Here is a 22,634-nt window from a genome sequence, read left to right as displayed (position 1 = left end):
ACCAGGATAAAGAAGAATGAAATGAGGTGCGGATATGAAGCTTCTTTTTTTGACTGGAAAATTTGGTATGGGCCATTATTCTGCCGCTTTTTCGCTGGCAGAGCGTGTTTCGAGGGTGAATCCCGAGGCGGACATCGTGATCCGCGATATTTTTGAGTATGCAATGCCTTATTATTCCGATAAGGTTTATCACGCCTTTGGCGTCATGGTCACTCACTGCAGCGGAACGTATAATAAGTATTATAATCATATGGAACGCAAGGGACCGGATTTGAAACCGGTTTTTCTTCCATGGTTTTTAAAGAAAATAAAAAATCTGCTGGAGGAGGAACAGCCGGATGCGGTCATCTCAACCCTGCCCCTCTGTTCCCAGATCATGTCCTGGTATAAGGCGGTGACAGGCAGCCGGATGCCGTTAATAACGTGCATTACGGACATCAGCAGCCATTCCGAGTGGATCAACGGCGCCACAGACTGCTACCTCGTTCCCGACCGCATGGTGCGGTCGAAGCTGACGGAAAAGGGCGTAGAGGAAACGAAGATTTACGTCTACGGAATTCCGGTCAGGCCGGAATTCGATTACGGGGAAGAGCGGCCGGAAGAGACGGATGGGAAGAAGCACATCCTGATCATGGGCGGCGGTCTCGGAATCCTGCCTGAGAGCAATGAATTCTACGAGGAACTGAACGCTTCCGGTCACATACGGGTTACGGTGATCACGGGAAAAAATCAGGAAATCTACAAGAAGCTTCACGGGAAATACGAGAATATCGATGTGATCGGATATACCAACGAGGTGTACCGCTATATGCAGGAGGCCGACGTGGTGATCTCGAAGCCGGGCGGAATCACCCTGTTTGAGACGATTCATGCGGGAACGCCTCTGCTGGTATTTGAACCGTTTCTCCAGCAGGAGATCAACAACACAGGCTTTATCGTGGGCCGCGGTATCGGTATGATACTGGAGAAAAATCCCATGGACTGTGTCCGGGAAATCAGCAAGATCGTTCAGGATGATACGCTTCTGGACGCCATGAAGGCAAATGTGGACCGTTTAAAGAGAGAGTACGACCAGACCGTAATTGGCCAGGTGCTCGCCCTGATCGAAGGACCGGAAGGAGCGTTATGTACGGGATGAAATGGAACAGAAAATGGAAATGGAGCAGACTGGCCGCGGCTCTCGGACTGCTGGCCGGCGGTTTTACAGTGCATTCCGTGATTCCGGCCTTGTATCATAAACACAGAAATCCGGAGGTACTGCGAAGAACCGGAGTTCCCGGGACGGTGATGCTCACCTTTGACGACGGTCCCGATCCGGATTATACCGGGCGGCTCCTCGACCTTTTAAAGAAAGAGGAGGTGAAGGCGGCTTTCTTTGTAGTGACCAGAGAGGCGGTAAAAGAGGAAGTACTGATCGACCGCATGCTGTCCGAAGGCCATGTGGTGGGCTTTCATTCCATGGACCACCAGAATGCCATGGTGAGAGGATATCTGCACACGAGAAAAGATTTTCGCACCGGAAGCGAATTTATGAAGCGAAAAGGCATCTCCGACATCTGGTACCGTCCGCCCTGGGGGCTGACGAACCTGTTTTCCTGGCATTTTGTGAGGAAATACGGGATGAGGATGGTTCTGTGGGATGTGATGGCCGAAGACTGGGAGAAGGGAGCCACGGCAGGCTCGATCCGGAAGAAGTGTCTGAGCCGTGTAAAGGACGGATCCATCCTCTGTCTTCACGACGGAGGAAGACGCACGGGAGGCGCGCCCGGAGCTCCGGAGAAGACGTTGGAAGCGCTTACTTATGTGATCCCCGCGTTAAAAGAGGCGGGCTACCGGTTTATACTTCCTTCGGAAGCTGTATTCAGATAGATGATTGCCACATAAGTGATTTTCAGATAAAGAAAGGAAGAATTGATTTGGAGCAGAAAACCATGAAATGGAAAAATTCACTCCTCTGCACGGCGGCCATGGTGGTGCTGGCGGGAGTGACGTGTTACATACTGTTGAAGGACCATTCCATGGGAACCCTGTGGGCGGTTTTAAAGAACGCGGACTTACGTTTTGTGCTGCTGGGGCTTTTTCTCATGGTTCTGTTTGTCGGCTGTGAGGCGGCTGTGATCAGACTTCTGGCGGGGACGTGGGGAGGACGTGTGCCGTGGAAGAGAGCCATGCAGTACTCCTTCGCAGGCTTTTATTTCAGCTCGATCACGCCCTCATCCACAGGCGGCCAGCCCATGCAGCTGTACTACATGGTCCGCGACGGGATGAGCGCGGCGAGAAGCTCGTTCGCGCTGCTGACGATTACGGCCATGTATCAGCTGATGGCGCTGGCTTACGGCGTGGGTATGGGGCTGCTTAAGTTTTCGTATCTCATGGGACTGCCGCTGGCGCTTAAGCTCCTGATCTGTTTCGGGATTCTGGCAAACGGGATTTCCGTGGCATTTATCCTGCTGATTCTGTTTTGCAGGCCGCTTGTGGAGCGGCTGGTATACAGAGTTCTCCGTCTGCTTGCCCATTTTCCTTCCTTTGACGGGGAAAAGGCCGCGCAGAAAGCCGGTTTCATGATCGAAGAGTACAGCCAGGGCGGCGCGTATCTGCGGAAATATCCGATGGCTGCGGTGAAGACAGCGGTACTTACCTTCTGCCAGCTCACTTTCCTGTATATGGCCTCCTACTGTGCCTGTCTGGCCCTCGGCCTGGGCAGCGTGGGTCTGGTAAACTTCATTATGCTTCAGTCTATCGTGAGCCTTGCAGTGTCGGCCGTCCCCCTGCCCGGAGCGGTGGGGGCGTCAGAGAGCGGCTTCCTGGTGATGTTCAGCGGCTTCTTAAGCTCAACCCAGCTGCTCCCCGTCATGGTGTTAAGCCGGGGTATCAGCTTCTATGGCTTCCTCGTGGTCAGCGGCCTGGCGGTCGCCTCCCTCCATATTGGGAAGAAAGGGACTCCCAAAAAGGAAAAAGAGGTCCGCAGCCGGGCGCATGGTCCTGTGTATAAGCAGTTCAGCGTTAGTGAAGATTTGCACTAATCCGAAAGGCTGAGAGCCGGTATGGCGACGCTGCCTCCGCGGAGGCAAAAGATCCGGTTCGGAAACCGTTTCTGCATCCGGCTGATGAGAAGGCTGTTTTCCTCCTCCGGCCGTACACTTTTCAACAGAACGGAGGACGGGGAGTAGTCGATGACACTGGCGTGAAAGACTGAGGCCATGCGAAACAGCTCCCGGATATCATCCTCCGAACAGTCATGAATTTTTAAGAACATCAGCTCCTCGCAGTGCATGGCGGTCTCCGTAAGGTCTACAACCTTGATGACCTCCACACGCCGGGCGAGCTGTTTTTTTATCTGCTCAAAGGTCTGGTCATCTCCGGTCAGTCCGATGGTCATGCGGGAAACCGTCTCATCCTCGGCCGGTCCCACGGTCAGACTCTCCAGATTATAGGATTTTCCGGAAAAGAGTCCGGCAATTAAGGCCAGGACGCCGGGTTCATTTTCTACGTAAAGATTGATCCAACGCTTTTTCATCATTATATCCCCCTCTCATTTTCCAGAATCATGTGGTCGATCGGACTGCCTGGCGGTACGATGGGCAGCACGTTGTCATCCCAGGCGATCAGAAATTCGATCAGAACCGGTGCGTCTTTGCTGGCTTCTGCGGTCTGAAGGGCCGGTTGAATCTCCTCCTCCTTTGTGACCCTGATCCCCGTAATTCCAAAGCTTTCGGCCAGTTTGATGAAATCCGGGGTGTACGGCGGACAGTCCGGTCCGGGCTCCTGACAGTCCGCGGGGCAGCTGCTTCTCCGGCGCAGGCAGGTGGCGGAATAGCGGTGATCGAAAAACATCTCCTGCCACTGGCGTACATTGCCCAGCCAGCCGTTGTTAAGCACGCAGATGATCACGGGAAGCCCGCAGACCACGGCTGTGGCCAGCTCCTGCATATTCATCTGTAACCCGCCGTCTCCTGTGATGAGCACCACCGTCTTATCCGGGTTCCCGATTTTTGCGCCGAGAGCGGCGGGGAGGCCGTATCCCATGGTACCCAGACCGCCGGAGGTCAGAAGCCGCCGGTCCTCACTCAGCTCCAGAAACTGGGTTGCCCACAGCTGGTTCTGACCGACATCCGTGGCGACGAAGAGCGGGCCCTCCAGACGGTTGATGGACCGGATGACGGATTCCGCTGTCAGTCCCTCCCGCTTCATGGTGATGGGATGGGCCTCTTTCCAGCCATCGATCTGCTTCCTCCAGGCCCCGGTGTCCAGCAGAACAGCTTTTTCCAGGAGCGCCCGGATGGCGGCCCCGGCGTCGGCGACTATGGGAATATCGACAGCGATATTTCTGGAAATGGAAGCAGGATCGATGTCCACATGGATGATGGACGCATGTTTGGCAAACTCCCCGTTCTTACCGGTGATGCGGTCATTGAAGCGGGTGCCGATGGAGAAGAGGACGTCGCAGCCGCTGACCGCTGAATTGGCGGCAAAGCTTCCGTGAATCCCGATATTGCCCGCATACAGCGGATGCGTGGACGGGATGGCGCCCTTTCCCATGATGGTGGTCACAACGGGCACGCCGGTACGCTCGGCAAGCCGTGTCATGGCCTCTTCCGCGCGGGCGATATTGACGCCGCCTCCCAACAGGAAGACCGGCCGCTTCGCCTGATTTAATAGTTCTAAGGCTTTTTTTATCTGGCCGCCGTGTACGGCGAAACCTGGCCGGTATCCCCGGATTTTCACATGGTCAGGATAGCAGCAGCTGCCGTATTCCCTCTGTATATCCTTAGGCAAATCCACCAGCACAGGGCCGGGCCTTCCGGTCGTGGCGATATGGAACGCCTTTTTGATGATTTCCCCCAGACTCTCCCTCGTCCGGACGGTTACCGCGTATTTACAGATGCTTCTTGTGATGCCCGTGATGTCGACCTCCTGGAAGGCGTCGTTGCCGATCAGGCTAGTGGGAACCTGGCCTGTAAAACAGACGAGAGGAACGCTGTCATAATTGGCCGTTGCGATGCCTGTCACTAAGTTGGCCGCGCCAGGGCCGCTGGTCACGAGACAGACTCCGGGTCTGCCGGTGGAGCGGGCGTAGCCGTCGGCGGCGTGAACCAGTCCCTGTTCGTGGCGGGGGAGAATGAAACGGATGCCAGCCTCTCCGTGAAGCGCGTCGAATAAGTCAATGGCCTGCCCGCCGGGATAGCCGAACAGGACTTCGACACCTTCTTCCTTCAGGGCTTTTACAAAAAGCTGTGCGCCTGTGATTTGCATGATCACTGCCTCCTTCTTAAATATAATATGAATGCAAGTACTTGCTGTCATAAACGGGATAAAATTGGTACCGCGGTTTTATAGCGGTACCGTGTATGATTCTTTACTGTTCGGGATTTTCCCACCTGCCGATTCCTTCCAGAAAGACCCTGACGCTGTCTCTGACGTAATCGTGACGTGAGATTTTGGACAGGCTGTCGTCGAAAGACGCTTTCAGAAACGTATAACCGAAGGTCGCGGAGAAAATCGTCATGGCCCATGATTCATAGCTTCCGTGATTCAGCTTCCCCTTCTCCTCCATCTGTTCAAAATACCGGATGAGAGAGGAGACGAAGGCCTTTGGAATCATCATGATGAACGGGGCCGTTTCCTCGTAGATCTGGGGCGCGCGCAGGCCGATGGAGAGGTTGACGAAATCCGGGGTTATCCGGTCCATGTATGCGTTCATGAACATCTCTAGATCGCTTCTCAAGTCCCATGTGACGTTTTCAAAGGCCAGGGGGGTGACGTCCGCCCTCCACTTTTCCTGGTCAATGCCGGCCAGCACGATGTCCTTCTTTCCCGCAAATTTGCGAAAGAGCGTGCACTCGTTGACGCCTGCCTGCTTTGCAATGTCTTTTGTGGTAGTGGCGACATACCCTTTGTCACGGATCAGTTCCATGGCCGCGTCCACGATTCTCTGGCTGGTATCATCCATGTATTCCACCTCCATGCAAGTACTTACTTTCATTACATTCTATCCGAAAGGAGACGGGATGTCAAGAAAAAATACGTTACAATTCATGGCCCACCGCGTGCCTCTGCCGTCTGATGCTGTCAGTTCACGCACAGTTTTTTGTGACTTTGCAGGGTATTAGCGGTTCTTAACGTGCAGAATTTTTCGTTCATGGGAAATCCCCATTTGTTTGAGCAACGCGAGTTTGGGGATTTCCTATGGCTTTTAGAAAAATCCTGCACGTTTAGAACCGTTTATGCCCGAAACCGGAACAGAAAAGTGCGCGTGAACTGACAGCATCAGACGGCAGAGGCGCGCGGTGGGACCATGAATTGTAACAAAAATACGACAGAACTGTTTGACAAAATGGCCGTTGCAGAGTATAATGAACAATGTTCATATTGAAGGAGGTCCATATGAAGAAATCAGCAACTTCAAAAGAAGAGCTGCTTGCGATTGCGAAAGAGATCGCGGGCAGAGAGGGAATTGGAAATCTGAATATACGCCGTCTGGCCTCAGAGAGCGGTATCGCGATCGGTACGGTCTACAATTATTACCCTTCCAAAGGGGATCTAATCGGGGCGGTTATGGAGGATTTCTGGCGTAATGTGTTTCATGGCAGTCATTTTGACACAGAGAGCGGTGATTTTATCGGAAGTGTCCACGATATCCATTTCCGCCTGCGCGAAAACCTGGGAAGCTTCCGCGAGGAGTTTTTAAAGGAGATGGAGGTGCTCAGCCAGACCGATCAGAAGAGAGGGCGAGAGCTGGAGGCATTTTACTTAGGACATATGAAGGAAGGGATGCTCCGTATTCTGGAGCGCGACAACAGGGTGGCGCCGGAGGTCTGGAACGAGACATTTACACCCGAAAGGTTCGTATCCTTTGCCTTCTCCAACATGGTTCTTCTCTTGAAGAATCAGGAAGATCCGGCTTATTTTGAAGAGATTATGAGGCGTCTGATCTATAAGACAGACGCAGACACAGGAAAGGAAGTATGACGATGCAGGCAGTAATGGAAACAATCTTTGACATTGTATATTTATGTACGGTGATTGCGCTGGGAGTGCGTATGATTACCGGAGCGGGAGAGAGAAAGCAGATTAAGCTGTTTGGAATCATGGCAGTGGTTCTGGGATGCGGCGACGCATTTCACTTAGTGCCCCGCGCTTACGCCCTCTGTACGGATGGGCTGGCGAATCACGCCGCGGCCCTTGGATTTGGAAAGCTGGTAACCTCTGTGACGATGACCGTATTTTACGTGATTCTGTACTACATATGGAAGATGCGGTACCGCGTGGAGGGAAAGAACGGTCTGACTGCCGTCGTATGGGGGCTTGCCCTTGTAAGGGTATTCCTGTGCTTCATGCTGGGCAATGACTGGTTAAGCGCCAGCGCGCCACTCTCCTGGGGCATTTACCGCAATATTCCGTTTGCGGTTCTGGGACTTCTGATGATTGTCCTCTTTTACCGGAAGGCAAAGGAGACGGCGGATTCGGGCTTTGGCTTTATGTGGCTGGCGATTACGCTCAGCTTTGGATTTTATATTCCGGTTGTGCTGTGGGCGGATACCATCCCGGCGGTGGGCGCGCTTATGATCCCCAAGACCTGCGCTTACGTGTGGATCGTGGTCATGGGATACCGGGAAATGAAACAGCCGGGACAGAGAAAGGAGAAGTAATATGACAAATGACAGAAAAAAGAAAGCGGTATTAAAGCTGGTAAACACCGCGTTGGTCTATGCGCTGCTGGCCATGACGGGAGGCGTATTCTACCGTGAATTCACGAAGTTTAACGGCTTTTCCGGAAGAACGACGCTGGCCTTCGTGCACACTCACTTATTCCTGCTGGGAATGATTGTTTTCCTTGTGGCCGCGCTGTTTGAGTTTCATGCGGCGGTGACGGAGCAGAAGCGGTTTGGGCTGTTCTTTGGAATCTATAATGCGGGCGTCGCCGTAACGGTGGTGATGCTGATCGTCAGGGGGATTGCCCAGGTGCGCGCCTTAGAACTGAGCCGTGCTGTAGATGCATCCATATCGGGAATCGCCGGCCTTGGCCATATTATGACGGGTGTCGGGATTATCCTCTATTTCGTGATGCTGAAAAAGGCAGTCGCAGAATCGTAACGTGTTACAGTTCACTCCCCACCAGGGGCACCGCAGTCCGGTTCGGCCGGGCAGGCTTCCTCAGCCTTTCCTGTGACTTTGCAGGGGATTAGAAGTTCTTAACGCGCAAAATTTTTCGTTCAGGGGAAATTCCCACTTGTTTGAGCGCAGCGAGTTTGGGAATTTCATCTGGTTTTTAGAAAAATTCTGCACGTTTAGAACTTCTTATGCCCGAAACCGGAACTGGAAAGGCTGAGGAAGCCTGCCCGGCCGAACCGGACTGCGGTGCCCCTGGTGGGGAATGAACTGTAACTCGTTACGCGTTACAGCAGGGCCGGGAGGCGGACGGTTGCAAGAGGTCTCATTGTGTGTTAGAATAAAGAAATATAAGACGGCAGGGAATCATAGCTTTTCCGGAACCATAAAGGAGATCCGGCCGGGCAGCGAGCCGCTGTCAGGAATGTCATTTTTTTAAGGTCAAAAGACCGTAATCTGCTCCGAAGTACATCCGCACATTTCATGTGCTTACGCCTGCGGCTTGTACATCTTCGCATCTTACGGCATCCTTTTTCGTATGATTTCCTGTCGTTTTATCTTTTGAATCCATTTAAAACGATGAGGGACTACCTATGCACGAACCGGATTTGTGGAAATACTGCACGGCAGAGCACTGCCGGGAGATGCTTCTTTCCTTCCGGCTTTTGGAGGGGGAGGAGTGGACCGATGATAAGGTCATATCCTGCCTGTATGCCGTGAGCAATCATACAGAAAAACATTATAACCGGCTGCGGATTCCGAAGAAGGGCGGAGGCGTAAGGCAGATTCAGGCGCCGGACCTGCTGCTTAAGACGATACAGCGGAATATCCTTCACCATATTCTGGAGGGGCTGGAGCTGTCGCCGTGCGCGGCGGCTTACCACAGAGGCGCGTCCATCCGGGATAATGCAGCCCGCCATACGGGCAAAAATGTGGTGCTGAAGCTGGATATCAAAGATTTTTTCGGAACTATTACGTTTTCCATGGTGCAGCAGAGGGCGTTTAACAGCAGGTATTTTCCTGTCCCGGTAGGGACGCTTCTGACCTCGCTGTGCTGCTTAAGGGACACGCTTCCCCAGGGATCGCCGGCCTCGGCCGCCATATCGAATCTGGTGATGAAGCCGTTTGACGAATACATGGATGGGTGGTGTCGGGAGCGGGATATTGTATACAGCCGTTACTGTGACGACATGACATTTTCCGGAGATTTTGCCGCGGCGGAGGTGATCGGGAAGGTGAAAGGATTTCTGGACGCCATGGGTTTTGAACTAAACCGGTCGAAAACAAAGGTCCTTACCCGCCATACCAGACAGACAGTGACAGGCATTGTGGTCAACGACAGAGTTTCGGTTCCAGCCGCCTACAGGAGAGCGCTGAGGCAGGATATTTATTACTGCCGGAAATTTGGCGTGCGGGAGCATATAAGGAGCAGATCTGATAAGAAATATCTGGAGCTGGGAGAGGCCGGAGAGGTGAAGTATCTGATGTCCCTGTTAGGGAAAATCGGATTCGTCCTGTCCGTAACACCCGGAGACGTCTGGTTTATGGAGGCGGAAGAGGCGGTGAAAACGCTTTTGAAAGAGTATCAGGGACAGGCTTCTTAAACCGGAGTACAACTTCTGAACAGAGTCCTGTAAGAGTATAGAAACGTGAGCAGAGAAGACGGAAAGCATGGCGTCTTCTCTGCTCATTTTTGTTTGAATGTTTTAACTGAAAATACTGCGGCTCTAGTATTATCTCATTAACTTCATGAGATCCTCATAAAAACCAGGATAGGAGATGTTCACGCATTCTGCCCCAAGAATCTCCGTCTCGCCTTCCGCGCAGAGCCCTGCGACGGCAAAGGTCATGGCGATGCGGTGATCCAGCAGGCTGTCGATCACGGCGCCGTGCAGCGGTTTGCCGCCGCGGATGATCATTCCATCCGCAGTTTCGGTCACATCGGCCCCCATGGCTGATAAGTTCTTCACCATGACTTCGAGACGGTTGGATTCCTTGACCTTTAATTCCGCTGCATCTTTGATGATGGTGGTGCCTTCCGCGAAGCAGGCCATCACCGCGATCATGGGAAGCTCATCGATCAGAGTGGGGATGATGGCTCCTTCGATGACCGTGCCGTGGAGGCTGCTGCTTTTAACCAGAATGTCAGCGGTGGGTTCCCCGGAGGCATCCTGTTCATTCATCAGCGTTATGCCGGCACCCATGGCCCGGCAGACATGGAGAATGCCGTCTCTGGTGGGATTGATCCCCACCTGGCGGATCAGCAGTTCGGAACCCGGCACCAAAAGGCCCGCAGCAAGAAACGGGGCGGCAGACGAAATATCACCGGGAACCGTAATCTGTTTTCCGTAGAGTTCCCCGGCCGGCCGGATGATGGCTGTCGTGCCCTCGCATCTCACATCGGCGCCGAAGGAGCGGAGCATGAGCTCCGAATGGTTGCGGGACACATAGTCTTCCGTCACCCTTGTCTCACCGTCCGCATAGAGTCCGGCCAGAAGGATGGCTGATTTTACCTGGGCGGACGGTATCCTGGAATGGTAATGGATAGCCTGAAGGGGCCTGCCTGTAATATGCAGGGGCGCGCAGCCATTTTGACGGAGGCTCTCAATCTGGGCGCCCATCAGGGAAAGAGGCTCTATGATTCGTTTCATGGGGCGTTTCTGTATGGATTCGTCGCCGGTCACTGTCACGTCAAAATTCTGTGCCGACAGGATTCCGGATATCAGGCGGGTGGTGGTGCCGCTGTTGCCGCAGTCCAGAACGGTATCCGGCCTTTTTAAGCCTCGCAGCCCATTGCCGCGGACGATGACGGAATCGCCGTTATTTTCGATGGCCACGCCCATCTTCTGAAAGCAGGAGATGGTGGAAAGACAGTCTGCCCCCTGAAGAAAATGGCTGATCTGCGTCGTTCCCTTTGCAATCGATCCGAACATGACGCTTCTGTGTGAAATGGATTTATCGCCGGGAATATGTACTTCACCCTTAAGCGGGCTTGCCTTTTTAAATTTCATGATGTTCCTCCGTATGTCATTTTTCAGACACGCACCAGGTCGTAATGGTAGCGCTCTAACTGCTTCCACGCCATGTCCATGGTTTCCTTGTCGTAGAAGATAATCTTGAGCGTGCCCTCCCCGTGCTCTCTGTTGTGGTTAATGCCGATGTTCTTAATACTGATGCCTTTGGCCGCAAGGATAACGGACAGCGTGGAGATCGCGCCGACCTCGTCCGCCATGTCTACGGTAAACGAATATTCCGGTGTGACAGAGCCCTGGTTCCGCTCGGAAATGGAGTTCCGGTAGTCCCTGGAAGTCTCGAACAGCCGGGAGAGATACTGGTTGTCACCCGCTTTGAGCTTATCCAGAGTTCCGTTTAAGGAGGCGATATACTGCTCCAGAACGGCGGCCAGAGGCGCCCGGTTTGTCATGCAGATCTGCTCCCACATCTCGGGAGACGAGGAGGCGATTCGGGTAATATCCTTAAAGCCGCCGGCGGCCAGACGTTTCATCAGACCATCCGGATTATCGGCATCCCTGACCAGATTCACCAGGCTGGAGGCGATGACGTGAGGCAGATGGCTGATTGCCGCGGTGACGGAATCGTGCTCGTGATAGTCCAGGACGATGGGGATGGACCCGATCAGCGAAGCCACGGATATCAGCCGATCCAACGCCTCCTGGGAAGAGGTGCGGGTGGGGGTGATGATGTAGTAGGCGTTTTCCAGCAGATGATCCGTGGAATTCTCGAAGCCTGTCTTTTCGGATCCGGCCATGGGATGGCCTCCAATAAAGCAGTCCTCCATCCCCAGCCGGGTGACTGCCTCGTGGATGTCAGTTTTGGTGCTCCCCACGTCGGTGATGATGGCGCCCGGCTTTAAAAATGGTTTGATTTCGGCAAGGTAGCGGGCGTTATATTCCACGGGGGTGCACAGAAAGATGAGATCACACTCGGATAACTGTTCATTGACTCCGTCGAGTATCACGTCGATCACGCCCTCATCCAGGGCGCTTAAGAGCCTGGAGCGGGTCCGCATGTATGCCATAATTTTCGTATTCGGTTTTTCACGCTTGATCCCTCTGGCTATGGAACCGCCGATGAGACCAAGCCCAATAAAGGCAATGGTGGAATCAGTCATTAAAATATCCTCCCTGCAAGCGCTGCGTAAGGTTTCAGGTTTTCGGTAAGCTTCTCAAACTGTTCAAAGGTGAGCGACTGCGGGCCGTCGGACAGCGCGCAGGACGGGCACGGGTGAACCTCCACGATCAGACCGTCGGCGCCTGCTGCGACTGCGGCTTTGGAGATCGGCTCAATATAGGCGCGGACACCGGTTGCATGGCTCGGATCGATGAGAATAGGCAGATGGCTCTTGGCGCGGATAACCGGCACGGCGCTGATGTCCAGCGTGTTCCTGGTGGCGGTTTCGTAGGTGCGGATGCCGCGCTCACAGAGTACGATGCGGGGATTGCCTTCGGAGGCGATGTATTCCGCCGCGTTCAGCCATTCGTCGATGGTTGCGGATAAGCCCCTCTTCAACAGAACCGGAATACCAGCGCGTCCAGCCTCCTTTAACAGCTCAAAATTCTGCATGTTTCGGGCGCCGATCTGGATCATGTCCACGTACTTCACCGCGGTCTCCAGAGCCCGTAAGCTGGTGACCTCGCAGACAATATTAAGGCCGGTCTCATCCCGGGCTTCCTTCATATACTGTAAGCCTTCCTCCTCCAGTCCCTGGAAGGCGTAGGGGGAAGTTCTCGGCTTGTAGGCGCCGCCTCTTAAGAATTCTGCGCCGGCCTTCTTTACGGCGATCGCTGTCTCGATGACCATGTCGTGATTTTCGATGGCGCAGGGGCCGGCCATCATGGTCAGCCTGCCAGGTCCGATACTGGTATTTCCGACCTCGATCACGGAGTCCTCCGGGTGAAACTTCTTGTTTACCAGCTTATACGTCTCGGTGACCGGAACGATCTTATCCACGCCCTCCGCCATCTCGATGTTGGCGCCCTGGAGCTTCGTCTTGTCGCCGACAACGCCTACGATGGTGACCTCCGTTCCTTTGGAAAGATGAGCCTGGAGGCCTTTGGATTCTATCAGGTTTTTAATTTTCCCAACCGCTTCTTCGGAAGCGTTCGGTTTCATAATAATAATCATATCGGTTTCCTCTCTTTAACAAGTATTCAAAAATAGCTTAAGCACCATTGTAATCGAAAGAATGTAAGTTGTCAACGCTTTTATACGTTAAACTTCGACGCTTTAACGTGTATTAGCAAAGGCGATGCGAAAAGATTTGACAAAGAACGTATGTTCTGATATAATGGAAACAGTAAAAGAACATATGTTCGAAATGCGAGAACCTGACAGGAAGGAGAAGATCAATACTATGAAGCTGACGAGGAATAATTTAAATGAAGTTCTGTTTGAAAACCAGGATGCCAGGCTATTGATTGAGGACGTGGTATCTCATACTCAGGCCGGTATCTATTACTATCATGATGTGGAGATCACTCTGCAGGCCGCCTTAAAGATATGGAACAGAGCCAACGAAGCGGAGCAGAATGAGGCCCCGTATCACGCGTCTTTCCTTGATTTTAAAGGAGAAAGCAGACCCCGGGCCGCCTGGTGTCCGGCCCTGTAGGAGCCCCATATTTTGGCAAGTAAAATTATTTGTGCAAAATGCACATTCTACTTGCAATTTTCCGACACTTTTAGTAAAATATCCTCATAGACTTAAATACTGAACAGGAGGAATGTTTATGAACGTGTATGGAACCAAACAAATCCGTAACGTTGTATTACTCGGCCACGGAGGCGCGGGTAAGACGACACTCGCAGAGGCGATGGCACTGATTACAGGAGCTGTCAGCAGAATGGGAAAGATCACCGATGGAAACACCATCAGCGATTATGATAAGGAAGAGATTAAGAGACAGTTCTCCATTTCCACAACTCTGATTCCGCTGGAGTATCAGGGTGAAGACGGTCCGATCAAGATTAACTTGCTGGATACACCGGGTTATTTTGATTTTGTTGGTGAAGTAGAAGAAGCAATCAGCGTTGCAGACGCCGCGGTTATCGTGGTGAACTGCAAGGCAGGCATAGAGGTTGGTACATATAAGGCATGGGAACTTTGTGAAAAGTATAAGCTGCCGCGTATTATTTTTGTAACGAATATGGATGACGATCATGCAAGCTACCGTGAACTGCTGCTGAGACTGGAAAAAGAGTTCGGCAGAAAGATTGCACCGTTCCATCTTCCGATTCGTGAGAATGAAAAGTTCGTGGGATTTGTCAACGTCGTAAAGATGGCGGGCCGCAGATTCACGGTGAACAGTGACTATGAAGAATGTGAGATTCCTGAATATTCACAGAAGAACCTGGGTATTGCGCGTGAAGCGCTGATGGAGGCTGTTGCGGAGACGAGCGAAGAGTATATGGAACGCTACTTCTCAGGCGATGAGTTTACTCAGGAAGAGATTTCTTCTGCACTTCGGGAACATGTAATAGAAGGCAATATCGTACCGGTTATGCTGGGCTCCGGCATTAACGCACAGGGTGCGAAGATGGTGCTTCAGGGAATCGACAAGTACTTCCCGACTCCGGACCGTTACGAGTGTATCGGTGTGGACGTATCCACAGGAGAGCGCTTTACAGCCAAATATAACGATAACGTATCACTTTCCGCCCGTGTATTTAAGACGATTGTGGACCCGTTTATCGGCAAATATTCTCTGATGAAGATTTGTACCGGTACCTTAAAACCGGATTCCAATATCTATAACGTAAACAAGGATACAGAGGAGAAGATCGGAAAGATCTATCTGCTCAGAGGAAAAGACGTGATCGAGGTTCCGGAATTGAAGGCCGGCGATATCGGCGCCGTATCCAAGTTATCCGTAACCCAGACGGGAGATACCATTGCGCTCCGTTCCGCGCCGATCGTATACCATAAGCCGGAGATTTCCACGCCGTATACGTATATGCGCTACAAACCGAAGACAAAGGGCGATGACGACAAGGTATCCAGCGCATTGTCGAAGCTGACAGAAGAAGACTGGACCTTAAAGGCAGTTACCGATACAGAGAACCATCAGTCCCTGTTATACGGAATCGGTGATCAGCAGCTGGACGTTGTAGTCAGCAAGCTGTTAAACCGCTATAAAGTAGAGATTGAGTTAAGTAAACCGAAGTTTGCGTTCCGTGAGACCATCAGAAAGAAAGTTGAGGTTCAGGGAAGATATAAGAAGCAGTCAGGCGGACATGGACAGTTCGGCGACGTTAAGATGACCTTTGAGCCATCCGGCGATTTAGAGACACCTTACGTATTCGAGGAGACTGTATTCGGCGGCGCTGTTCCGAAGAACTACTTCCCGGCTGTTGAAAAGGGGGTTGCAGAGTGTATCTTAAGAGGACCTCTCGCAGCTTATCCGGTTGTCGGACTGAAGGCGACGCTGACAGACGGCTCCTACCACCCGGTAGACTCCTCCGAGATGGCGTTTAAGATGGCGGCCACCCTGGCGTTTAAAAAGGGATTTATGGAAGCGAACCCGGTTCTGTTAGAGCCGATTGCCTCCTTAAAGGTTACTGTTCCGGATAAGTTCACCGGTGATGTTATGGGAGACTTAAACCGCAGACGCGGCCGTGTACTGGGTATGAATTCCAACCATAACGGCAAGCAGATCATCGAAGCCGATGTTCCGATGTCTGAGCTGTTCGGATACAATACAGACCTCCGCTCCATGACAGGCGGTATGGGAACGTATGAATATGAGTTCAGCCGCTACGAGCAGGCTCCTGGCGATGTTCAGAAGCGTGAAGTGGAAGAGCGTGCTTCCAAGGTTGACAGAACCGAGGCATAAGAAAGAGAATAAAGATAATGAGAGGCGGAACGGAAGATCGTTCCGCCTCATTTCTGTTCCAGGCCTGCGCAGGTTTTCTACTTTCCCCTGAGATTTCTTGTCAACATGAGACAGATGTGATAAACTTGGAAACGTGATGGTAAGAAGAGTCAGGAGGTAGTGACCGGATGGATTACTTAAGAGAAATAAAGAAAACGTGTTCAAGGCTCGGTGTGGGATACGCGGCCTTTCTGCTGGTGGGACTTATGGTACAGGCGGAGGCGGGGCTGATACTCGGAGTTCTTGATAAAATGGGGTGGAAGGGGGACTGGAATACGTGGATCGTGCTCCTGGGCTCGATTCCCATGTATTTGTTCGGAACGCTGATATGCTGGCTCATTGTGAAAGACATGAGAACGCCGTGCAGGCCGCAGAGGCAGTCGTTCGGCGCGGGGCGGCTGGTGGTTGCTTTTTTTGCCTGCATCAGCATTATGTACATCGGAAATATCATAGGAACCGTCCTCATGAGCATCGTGAATGGAATCCAGGGCAAGCCTCTCTTAAATCCGGTAAACGAGCTGATCGAGAATCTGGATACGTGGGTAATTTTCCTGTTGACAGTGGTGGCGGCTCCCATATTTGAGGAGCTTCTGTACCGGAAGCTGCTGATCGACCGGGTAGCTCATTACGGCGACCGGGTGGCTATCATTCTGTCGGGAGTCTTATTCGGGCTCAGCCATGGGAATTTTTATCAGTTTTTCTATGCCTTTGGGCTGGGCGTCGTGTTTGCATACGTCTATATCAATACGGGAAAGCTGCGTTATACCATAATATTCCATGCTGTGATCAATTTTATGGGATCGATCGTAGCGCTTCATGCAGCGGATAATATCTGGTTTGCCATGGCCTATGGCATCTTCATGATCGCGGCCGTTGTGCTGGGAGTCGTATTCCTGATCCTCTACCGCCGTGAGATCCGCTTAAAACCCGCGATGCTGGCGATCCCGAGAGGAAGGCGGTTCGAGACCCTGTTTTTAAATCTGGGCATGATCCTCTTTTTCTTTGTCTCCGTGGGACTGTTTCTGCTTTCCTAAGCAGGCGTGGGAGTTGCAGGGAAATAATAAATAGCGGTTGACACGTTCCGACAAGTGTGATACATTCATAGTCAGCATAAATACTGTGAAGAGGAACAGTAAGCGGTCTGGAACATGCAGAGAGCCGGCGTATGGTGCGAGCCGGTTGGGAAGGATGGCTGAACTCGCCTTGGAGTTGCTCACTGAAGGAAGCGCTGCTTTTGTGTAGGTGCGGCCGGCATCCCAGCCGTTATCGGGGGAAGGATATGAATGCGTATCCGATAAGTGCATACAGCTTCTGTATGAAATAGAGTGGTACCGCGTGGAAGGAATCCGCGTCTCTATCGTTATGGCCTGAGCGGCCTGGACGGTGGAGACGCGTTTTTTATTTCATTGGAAAGTTTGTCCTATGAAATAAAAAAAACTCCGGGAGGCTGGGCACTCCGCGCTAAGGAAGTATGGCCGCTTAAGCGACCGCGCTCCGGCGCGTGAGTCCGGCGGGCCGGACTCTTTGTTAGCGGAATTCCAGGGAGCCGTATTTTATTTTTTATTTAGGAAGGAGAATGGTTTGTTATGGCATCATCATACAATCACAGCGCGATTGAAAAGAAGTGGCGCGAAAACTGGAAAAAGAATCCCGTAAATATCAATGACGGGAAGAAACCGAAGTATTACTGTCTCGATATGTTTCCGTATCCGTCGGGGAGCGGACTTCATGTGGGACACTGGAGGGGATATGTGATCTCCGACGTCTGGAGCAGGTATCAGATTTTAAAGGGACACTACGTCATCCATCCGATGGGCTGGGATGCCTTTGGCCTTCCGGCGGAAAACTATGCGATCAAGATGGGCGTTCATCCGGCCAAATCCACGGCTGAGAATGTAGCTAACATCAAGCGTCAGATCAATGAGATCGCCGCAGTATATGACTGGGATATGGAGGTCAACACGACCGACCCCGGATTCTATAAATGGACGCAGTGGATCTTTGTTCAGATGTTTAAGAAGGGGCTGGCCTATGAGAAGGAATTCCCGATTAACTGGTGCCCCTCCTGTAAGACAGGCCTTGCCAACGAAGAGGTGGTGAACGGCTGCTGTGAACGCTGCCAGACACCGGTTACGAAGAAAAACTTAAGGCAGTGGATGTTAAAGATTACTGCCTACGCGGACCGTCTGCTGGATGACTTAGATAAGCTGGACTGGCCGGAGAAGGTCAAGAAGATGCAGACAGAGTGGATCGGCAAGTCTTACGGCGCAGAAGTGGATTTTAAAGTGGACGGACGGGAAGAAGCGATTAAAGTCTATACGACCAGGCCGGATACGCTGTATGGCGCGACCTTCATGGTGCTGGCCCCGGAGCATGAGCTGGCGGCTGGACTCGCCGTGTCGGAGACGAAGGAGGCGGTGGAGAAGTATATCTATGAAGCTTCCATGAAGTCGAATGTGGACCGTCTTCAGGATAAGGAAAAAACGGGTGTATTTACGGGCAGCTACGCCGTCAACCCGTTAAATGGCGCAAAGGTGCCGATCTGGCTTTCCGACTATGTGCTGGCCGATTACGGTACGGGAGCTATCATGTGCGTGCCGGCTCACGACGACAGAGACTTTGAGTTTGCAAAGAAATTCGATCTCCCGATTATCCAGGTTATTGCGAAAGATGGGGTGGAGATCGGGCATATGACACAGGCTTATACCGAGGCGAGCGGAATCATGATCAATTCCGGCGAGTGGAACGGAATGGAGTCTTCCGTCTTAAAGAAGGAAGCCCCTGTGATGATCGAAGAGCGCGGAATCGGTAAGAAAACGGTCAATTACAAGCTGCGCGACTGGGTATTTTCGAGACAGCGCTACTGGGGCGAACCGATTCCGATTATCCACTGTCCGCACTGCGGCAATGTTCCGGTTCCGGAGGATCAGCTTCCCTTAACTCTGCCGGAGGTGGAAAGCTATCAGCCCACGGGAACGGGAGAATCTCCGCTGGCTGCCATCGACGAGTGGGTGAACACCACCTGTCCGGTCTGCGGCGCTCCGGCCAGGCGGGAGACGAACACCATGCCGCAGTGGGCCGGTTCCTCCTGGTACTTCCTGCGCTATGTGGACAGCCATAACGAAAAGGAGCTTGTTTCCCGCGAAAAGGCGGATAAATATCTTCCTGTCGATATGTATATCGGAGGCGTGGAGCACGCGGTGCTTCACCTGCTCTACTCCAGGTTCTACACGAAATTCCTCTGTGATATCGGCGTCATCGATTTCGATGAGCCGTTTACAAAGCTGTTTAACCAGGGGATGATCACCGGCAAGAACGGAATCAAGATGAGCAAATCCAAGGGAAATGTGGTATCTCCGGATGAACTGGTTCGTGATTACGGCTGTGATTCCCTGAGAATGTACGAACTCTTTGTCGGTCCGCCGGAGCTTGATGCGGAATGGGACGACAGAGGAATCGAAGGCGTCAGTCGTTTCTTAAACCGTTTCTGGAATCTCGTCATGGACAGTAAGGACAAGGAGACCGAACCGACGAGAGAGATGGTGCGTCTCCGCAATAAGCTGATCTTTGATATCGAACAGCGGTTTAACCAGTTCAATTTAAACACGGTAATCTCCGGATTTATGGAGTATAACAACAAATTCATCGAGCTGGCGAAGAAGACCGGAGGAATCGACAGGGAGACGCTCCGCACCTTTGTGATTCTGCTCGCTCCGTTCGCGCCTCATATCGGAGAGGAATTGTGGCAGCAGCTGGGGGGAAGTGATACCGTATTCCATGCCCAGTGGCCGGTGTGCGATGAGGAAGCCATGAAGGAAGATGAGATTTCCGTGGCCGTGCAGGTGAATGGAAAGACGAAAGCGGTCGTAACGCTTCCGGCCGGTACAGCCAAAGAGGAGGCGATCGAGGCCGGCAAGGCGCTGGTTACAGACAAATTGACTGGGACGATTGTCAAGGAAATCTATGTGCCTGGAAGAATTATCAATATTGTTTGCAAATAGCAGATACAGACACCCGGAGGCGGCAGCCGAAGGGTGTCTTTTGTTGTGACTTTTGCATTGACTCTTGCTGTGAGAATAAATCAAATGCAATAGTTTGATAATTAACGAACAAAAACAAAAAAATCAGAAAATATTGACAAATGAGAGAAAAATAGATATGATAATAGTAAGAGCAGATAATTGAGAAATTTGTTATAATAAACGGAGATAAGGAGGTATTTTATGGAGCAGTCGAGCGTAGGTTACCCATTGTTGCTTCTTGATAATGAGACTCTGGCCTATATACTGGGAGACGGGGATTTCCGGTTTGCAAATCTGACGTTTGATGAAGCGAAAGCTATTCTGGATATGAATGCGGAAGAGGATATTGCCAAATGCTTTGAAGACAAGGATTTGGAGAATGCCATTTACGAATATCTGGGTATCGAGCGCAGGACGTTCGAGTACCGTCAGATCAGGCAGATGAAGGTAGGTCAGGATGGAATTGCATTTAAGCTGTACATTACACCATCAGGCACACAGCCAATTATTTTGGGGGAAGAAGGAGAGCAGGCTAAAAAAATTAAGAATGTGTACATATATTGTCAGCATGTTGTAAGATTAAAATAACGTAACAGTTCAGGCATGACAAAAGGGACCGTACCGTGTATAATGACAGCATAAGATATGATAATCGGAGGAATTTACGAATGAGACGATATCAGAAATATTTGCTGGTCATGACAGGGGCGGTCCTTTTTGCGTACGCCGGCGCCGCCGGAACGGCTGTGTATGGTCAGACGGATGGACGTTTGACTGGACAGGCCGTGGAGGGGATAAACGGAACAGAGGAGACAGGTCCTGGAATCGGCCTGAAGCGTATAAACACAGAGGAGTCCGCTAAGGAGCAGGAACTTATGGGAAACATACCGGCTGCCTCGGAAACGGACAGTCTGATCCTGGTGGTGGGACAGGGGGAGGCGGATATCAGCCTTTCCTATCATACGAAGGATGAGAAGGGCATCTGGACGGAAGAATTTGTGACTGCGGGGAGATATGGAAAGAACGGAGCGACGGTCGACAAGAAGGAGGGGGATAAGAAGACTCCCCTCGGAACGTACCGTTTTACCATGGCCTTTGGCGTAAAGGAAAACCCGGGCAGTATTTTGCCGTATCACCAGCTGACCGATACCGATTACTGGGTGGATGATCCTGGCAGCAGTCACTATAACCAGCTGGTGGATTCCCGCAGCACAAAAAAAGACTGGAAGTCGGCGGAGCATATGGCTGCCATGGTTCCGTTCTACAACTATGGACTGGCGCTCGACTATAACAGTGACCGCGTGCCGGGGAAGGGTTCCGCCATCTTTCTGCACTGCATGAATGGAGCGGCCGATACCGGAACCTCGGGCTGTGTCAAGGTGTCCGAGGAGTACATGAAAAAGCTGGTGACGAGCGTCGATGAAGAGACCAGGATTGTCATTGTTTCCGATATCAGCCAGTTGGAGCAGGAGTAATGACGTGAGTCTTATTTCCGTTTTGATAAATTTTTAGAAATCATGCGTAAGGTATCCATGCGTTTCCGTTCGGCGGGGCTCATTCCTCCGCTTAGGATCGAGACGAGCAGCTCCGTCTCCTGATCGGAAAAATGGATGCCTTTTTCATTGGCCTTTAAATTCAGGGTGAGGATCGTGGACATCAGCTGTTCCTTCGGCGCAGATTCCACCTCCTGGGCGAATGTAGTCAGCAGCTCAAGTTTCTGTTGGTTCATGCCTTTTAAGCGGGGATCCTGTTTCCAGTTGGTATTCATAGGGCGGTAAACTTCCTTTCTTTCATTGTATGTAGCGGTGAATTAGTTCATCTGCTGCATGGCAGACATCATGAGCTGCATGGTCTCCAGACGGGACTGCTGCTCCTGAGGAATAAAGTTCTTGATCTGATCGAAGGACATGCGTCCGAACGGTCCGCCGGAGCGGTGAGGAGGCGGTGTCTGTGACTGTGCCTGCCTGGCCGTATTTTCAGTGGGCTCGGGATCCGGTACCATGGACCCGGGAACTGCGTCGGATACTGCCCCTGCCAGCTTAAAGCCCTGGAAAAAGTTCATGATCAGATCGATTAAATCCTGTTCTGTCGGTGTACCAAACGGTTTGATGGCGCCCAGCATATCGATGGGGGAAGCCGGCTTCTCGGTGTCTTCTCCTGTGGAGCAGATGCCCATGGCAGCCACCTCCTCGTCCTCAAACAGCTTTACGGTGCGGCGAAGCTCATTGAATTTGACAAAGAGAGAGATAAAACGCTGCTCGGTCACGCTCATATAGGGAAGGGCGGCCTTCATCATCTGTAAATGGTTATCACCGATTAAGGAATCCAGGTCAACTGGCTGGGAATTTTTTTCGTTGTTCATAACATGATATCCTTACTTTTCTTGTTGACAATATATGCGGCCGCATATATTAGTATTACAGGAGAGTGATAAACATGAGAAATCGTTTAATTATAGATGGTAATGCAGTATATGAAATTGACGACGAGTGCGTAAAGAGAAAACAGGGCAGAAATCCCGGACGCGGGGGAAATGGAGAAAATCCGCTGGCCGCGCCGGGGCAGGAGAAGAATCAGAGGCGGTGATATACCGCCGCCTGCCCGGGGGACTTTT

At 51.9% G+C, this 22,634-nt stretch carries 22 protein-coding genes and 1 other annotated feature; of the genes, 14 read left to right on the top strand and 8 right to left on the bottom strand.

The features are described from left to right. Window positions 1-34 precede the first annotated feature (34 nt). The 3 genes from DFR60_RS22975 (at window position 35) to DFR60_RS22965 (ending at window position 3,023) form a co-directional block, all read left to right on the top strand. The gene (locus tag DFR60_RS22975) at window positions 35-1,138 is read left to right on the top strand and encodes an MGDG synthase family glycosyltransferase (RefSeq protein WP_110324978.1); all 1,104 of its coding nucleotides are present in this window, start codon (window positions 35-37) and stop codon (window positions 1,136-1,138) included. Continuing rightward, window positions 1,135-1,869, top strand: a complete 735-nt coding sequence (locus tag DFR60_RS22970) for a polysaccharide deacetylase family protein (RefSeq protein WP_243005157.1) — start codon at window positions 1,135-1,137, stop codon at window positions 1,867-1,869. The genes DFR60_RS22975 and DFR60_RS22970 overlap by 4 nt, the downstream gene beginning before the upstream one ends. Window positions 1,870-1,931: 62 nt before the next feature. Further along, entirely contained in the window at window positions 1,932-3,023 is a 1,092-nt protein-coding gene (locus DFR60_RS22965; RefSeq protein ID WP_110325001.1) for a lysylphosphatidylglycerol synthase transmembrane domain-containing protein, read from the top strand. On the opposite strand, the gene ilvN is transcribed toward DFR60_RS22965, so the two are convergent. The 3 genes from ilvN to DFR60_RS22950 all read right to left on the bottom strand — a co-directional run bounded on the left by ilvN (window position 3,020) and on the right by DFR60_RS22950 (window position 5,950). After that, window positions 3,020-3,517: an acetolactate synthase small subunit gene (gene ilvN / locus DFR60_RS22960; RefSeq protein ID WP_207659568.1), complete on the bottom strand. Its 498-nt coding sequence runs from the start codon at window positions 3,515-3,517 to the stop codon at window positions 3,020-3,022. The genes DFR60_RS22965 and ilvN overlap by 4 nt on opposite strands. A gap of 2 nt (window positions 3,518-3,519) precedes the next feature. Beyond that, a complete protein-coding gene (gene ilvB, locus DFR60_RS22955) occupies window positions 3,520-5,253 on the bottom strand; it encodes a biosynthetic-type acetolactate synthase large subunit (RefSeq protein WP_110324975.1) in 1,734 nt (577 codons plus the stop codon). 103 nt (window positions 5,254-5,356) lie between these two features. Next, window positions 5,357-5,950, bottom strand: coding sequence for a TetR/AcrR family transcriptional regulator (locus DFR60_RS22950; protein WP_110324974.1), 594 nt, complete (start codon window positions 5,948-5,950; stop codon window positions 5,357-5,359). Between the two features lie 434 nt (window positions 5,951-6,384). On the opposite strand from DFR60_RS22950, the gene DFR60_RS22945 reads away from it, so the two are divergent. From DFR60_RS22945 to DFR60_RS22930, 4 genes are all read left to right on the top strand, one after another. After that, window positions 6,385-6,969, top strand: coding sequence for a TetR/AcrR family transcriptional regulator (locus DFR60_RS22945; RefSeq protein ID WP_002600093.1), 585 nt, complete (start codon window positions 6,385-6,387; stop codon window positions 6,967-6,969). 2 nt (window positions 6,970-6,971) lie between these two features. Continuing rightward, window positions 6,972-7,649: a hypothetical protein gene (locus DFR60_RS22940; protein ID WP_167437695.1), complete on the top strand. Its 678-nt coding sequence runs from the start codon at window positions 6,972-6,974 to the stop codon at window positions 7,647-7,649. Between the two features lies 1 nt (window position 7,650). Beyond that, window positions 7,651-8,094, top strand: a complete 444-nt coding sequence (locus DFR60_RS22935) for a DUF2871 domain-containing protein (RefSeq protein WP_110324972.1) — start codon at window positions 7,651-7,653, stop codon at window positions 8,092-8,094. Between the two features lie 608 nt (window positions 8,095-8,702). Further along, window positions 8,703-9,713 (top strand): reverse transcriptase family protein, encoded by a 1,011-nt coding sequence (locus DFR60_RS22930; protein WP_110324971.1) that lies wholly within the window; start codon window positions 8,703-8,705, stop codon window positions 9,711-9,713. Between the two features lie 129 nt (window positions 9,714-9,842). Here the strand turns inward: DFR60_RS22930 and aroA are convergent, their stop codons facing one another. Genes aroA through aroF form a run of 3 tightly spaced genes read right to left on the bottom strand, consistent with a single transcriptional unit; the run spans window position 9,843 to window position 13,254 of the window. Beyond that, entirely contained in the window at window positions 9,843-11,120 is a 1,278-nt protein-coding gene (aroA, locus tag DFR60_RS22925; protein ID WP_110324970.1) for a 3-phosphoshikimate 1-carboxyvinyltransferase, read from the bottom strand. Between the two features lie 23 nt (window positions 11,121-11,143). Continuing rightward, window positions 11,144-12,241, bottom strand: a complete 1,098-nt coding sequence (locus DFR60_RS22920; protein WP_110324969.1) for a prephenate dehydrogenase — start codon at window positions 12,239-12,241, stop codon at window positions 11,144-11,146. Next, complete coding sequence (aroF, locus tag DFR60_RS22915) at window positions 12,241-13,254, bottom strand: 3-deoxy-7-phosphoheptulonate synthase (RefSeq protein WP_110324968.1); 1,014 nt, start codon at window positions 13,252-13,254, stop codon at window positions 12,241-12,243. Before aroF ends, DFR60_RS22920 begins: the two co-directional genes overlap by 1 nt. A gap of 229 nt (window positions 13,255-13,483) precedes the next feature. Here aroF and DFR60_RS22910 point away from each other — a divergent pair, with 229 nt between their 5' ends. The 6 genes from DFR60_RS22910 (at window position 13,484) to DFR60_RS22885 (ending at window position 21,495) form a co-directional block, all read left to right on the top strand. Next, window positions 13,484-13,738 carry a hypothetical protein gene (locus DFR60_RS22910; RefSeq protein ID WP_110324967.1) on the top strand — a complete coding sequence of 85 codons (255 nt, stop codon included), beginning with the start codon at window positions 13,484-13,486 and terminating at the stop codon, window positions 13,736-13,738. 118 nt (window positions 13,739-13,856) lie between these two features. Next, a complete protein-coding gene (locus DFR60_RS22905) occupies window positions 13,857-15,959 on the top strand; it encodes an elongation factor G (RefSeq protein WP_002600085.1) in 2,103 nt (700 codons plus the stop codon). Between the two features lie 167 nt (window positions 15,960-16,126). Continuing rightward, a complete protein-coding gene (locus DFR60_RS22900; RefSeq protein WP_110324966.1) occupies window positions 16,127-17,032 on the top strand; it encodes a CPBP family intramembrane glutamic endopeptidase in 906 nt (301 codons plus the stop codon). Window positions 17,033-17,108: 76 nt separating this feature from the next. Then, window positions 17,109-17,357 (top strand) — a binding site (T-box leader). A 227-nt stretch (window positions 17,358-17,584) separates the two neighbouring features. Beyond that, window positions 17,585-19,999 (top strand): leucine--tRNA ligase, encoded by a 2,415-nt coding sequence (leuS, locus tag DFR60_RS22895; protein WP_110324965.1) that lies wholly within the window; start codon window positions 17,585-17,587, stop codon window positions 19,997-19,999. A gap of 222 nt (window positions 20,000-20,221) precedes the next feature. Beyond that, complete coding sequence (locus tag DFR60_RS22890) at window positions 20,222-20,608, top strand: hypothetical protein (RefSeq protein ID WP_110324964.1); 387 nt, start codon at window positions 20,222-20,224, stop codon at window positions 20,606-20,608. Window positions 20,609-20,688: 80 nt separating this feature from the next. Next, window positions 20,689-21,495 (top strand): L,D-transpeptidase family protein, encoded by an 807-nt coding sequence (locus DFR60_RS22885; RefSeq protein WP_110324963.1) that lies wholly within the window; start codon window positions 20,689-20,691, stop codon window positions 21,493-21,495. Window positions 21,496-21,506: 11 nt separating this feature from the next. Here the strand turns inward: DFR60_RS22885 and DFR60_RS22880 are convergent, their stop codons facing one another. Continuing rightward, window positions 21,507-21,788: a hypothetical protein gene (locus DFR60_RS22880; RefSeq protein WP_002600080.1), complete on the bottom strand. Its 282-nt coding sequence runs from the start codon at window positions 21,786-21,788 to the stop codon at window positions 21,507-21,509. A gap of 42 nt (window positions 21,789-21,830) precedes the next feature. Further along, complete coding sequence (locus tag DFR60_RS22875) at window positions 21,831-22,382, bottom strand: hypothetical protein (protein ID WP_055655798.1); 552 nt, start codon at window positions 22,380-22,382, stop codon at window positions 21,831-21,833. Window positions 22,383-22,456: 74 nt separating this feature from the next. On the opposite strand from DFR60_RS22875, the gene DFR60_RS30520 reads away from it, so the two are divergent. Then, window positions 22,457-22,606, top strand: a complete 150-nt coding sequence (locus DFR60_RS30520; protein WP_167437694.1) for a hypothetical protein — start codon at window positions 22,457-22,459, stop codon at window positions 22,604-22,606. The last annotated feature ends 28 nt before the right edge of the window (window positions 22,607-22,634 follow it).

Origin of the sequence: Hungatella effluvii, from assembly GCF_003201875.1 — a bacterium.
Classification (GTDB): Bacteria; Bacillota; Clostridia; order Lachnospirales; family Lachnospiraceae; genus Hungatella; species Hungatella effluvii.
The sequence above is the reverse complement of the archived record's forward strand: the minus strand, read 5'-3'. Positions and strand labels throughout refer to the sequence as shown.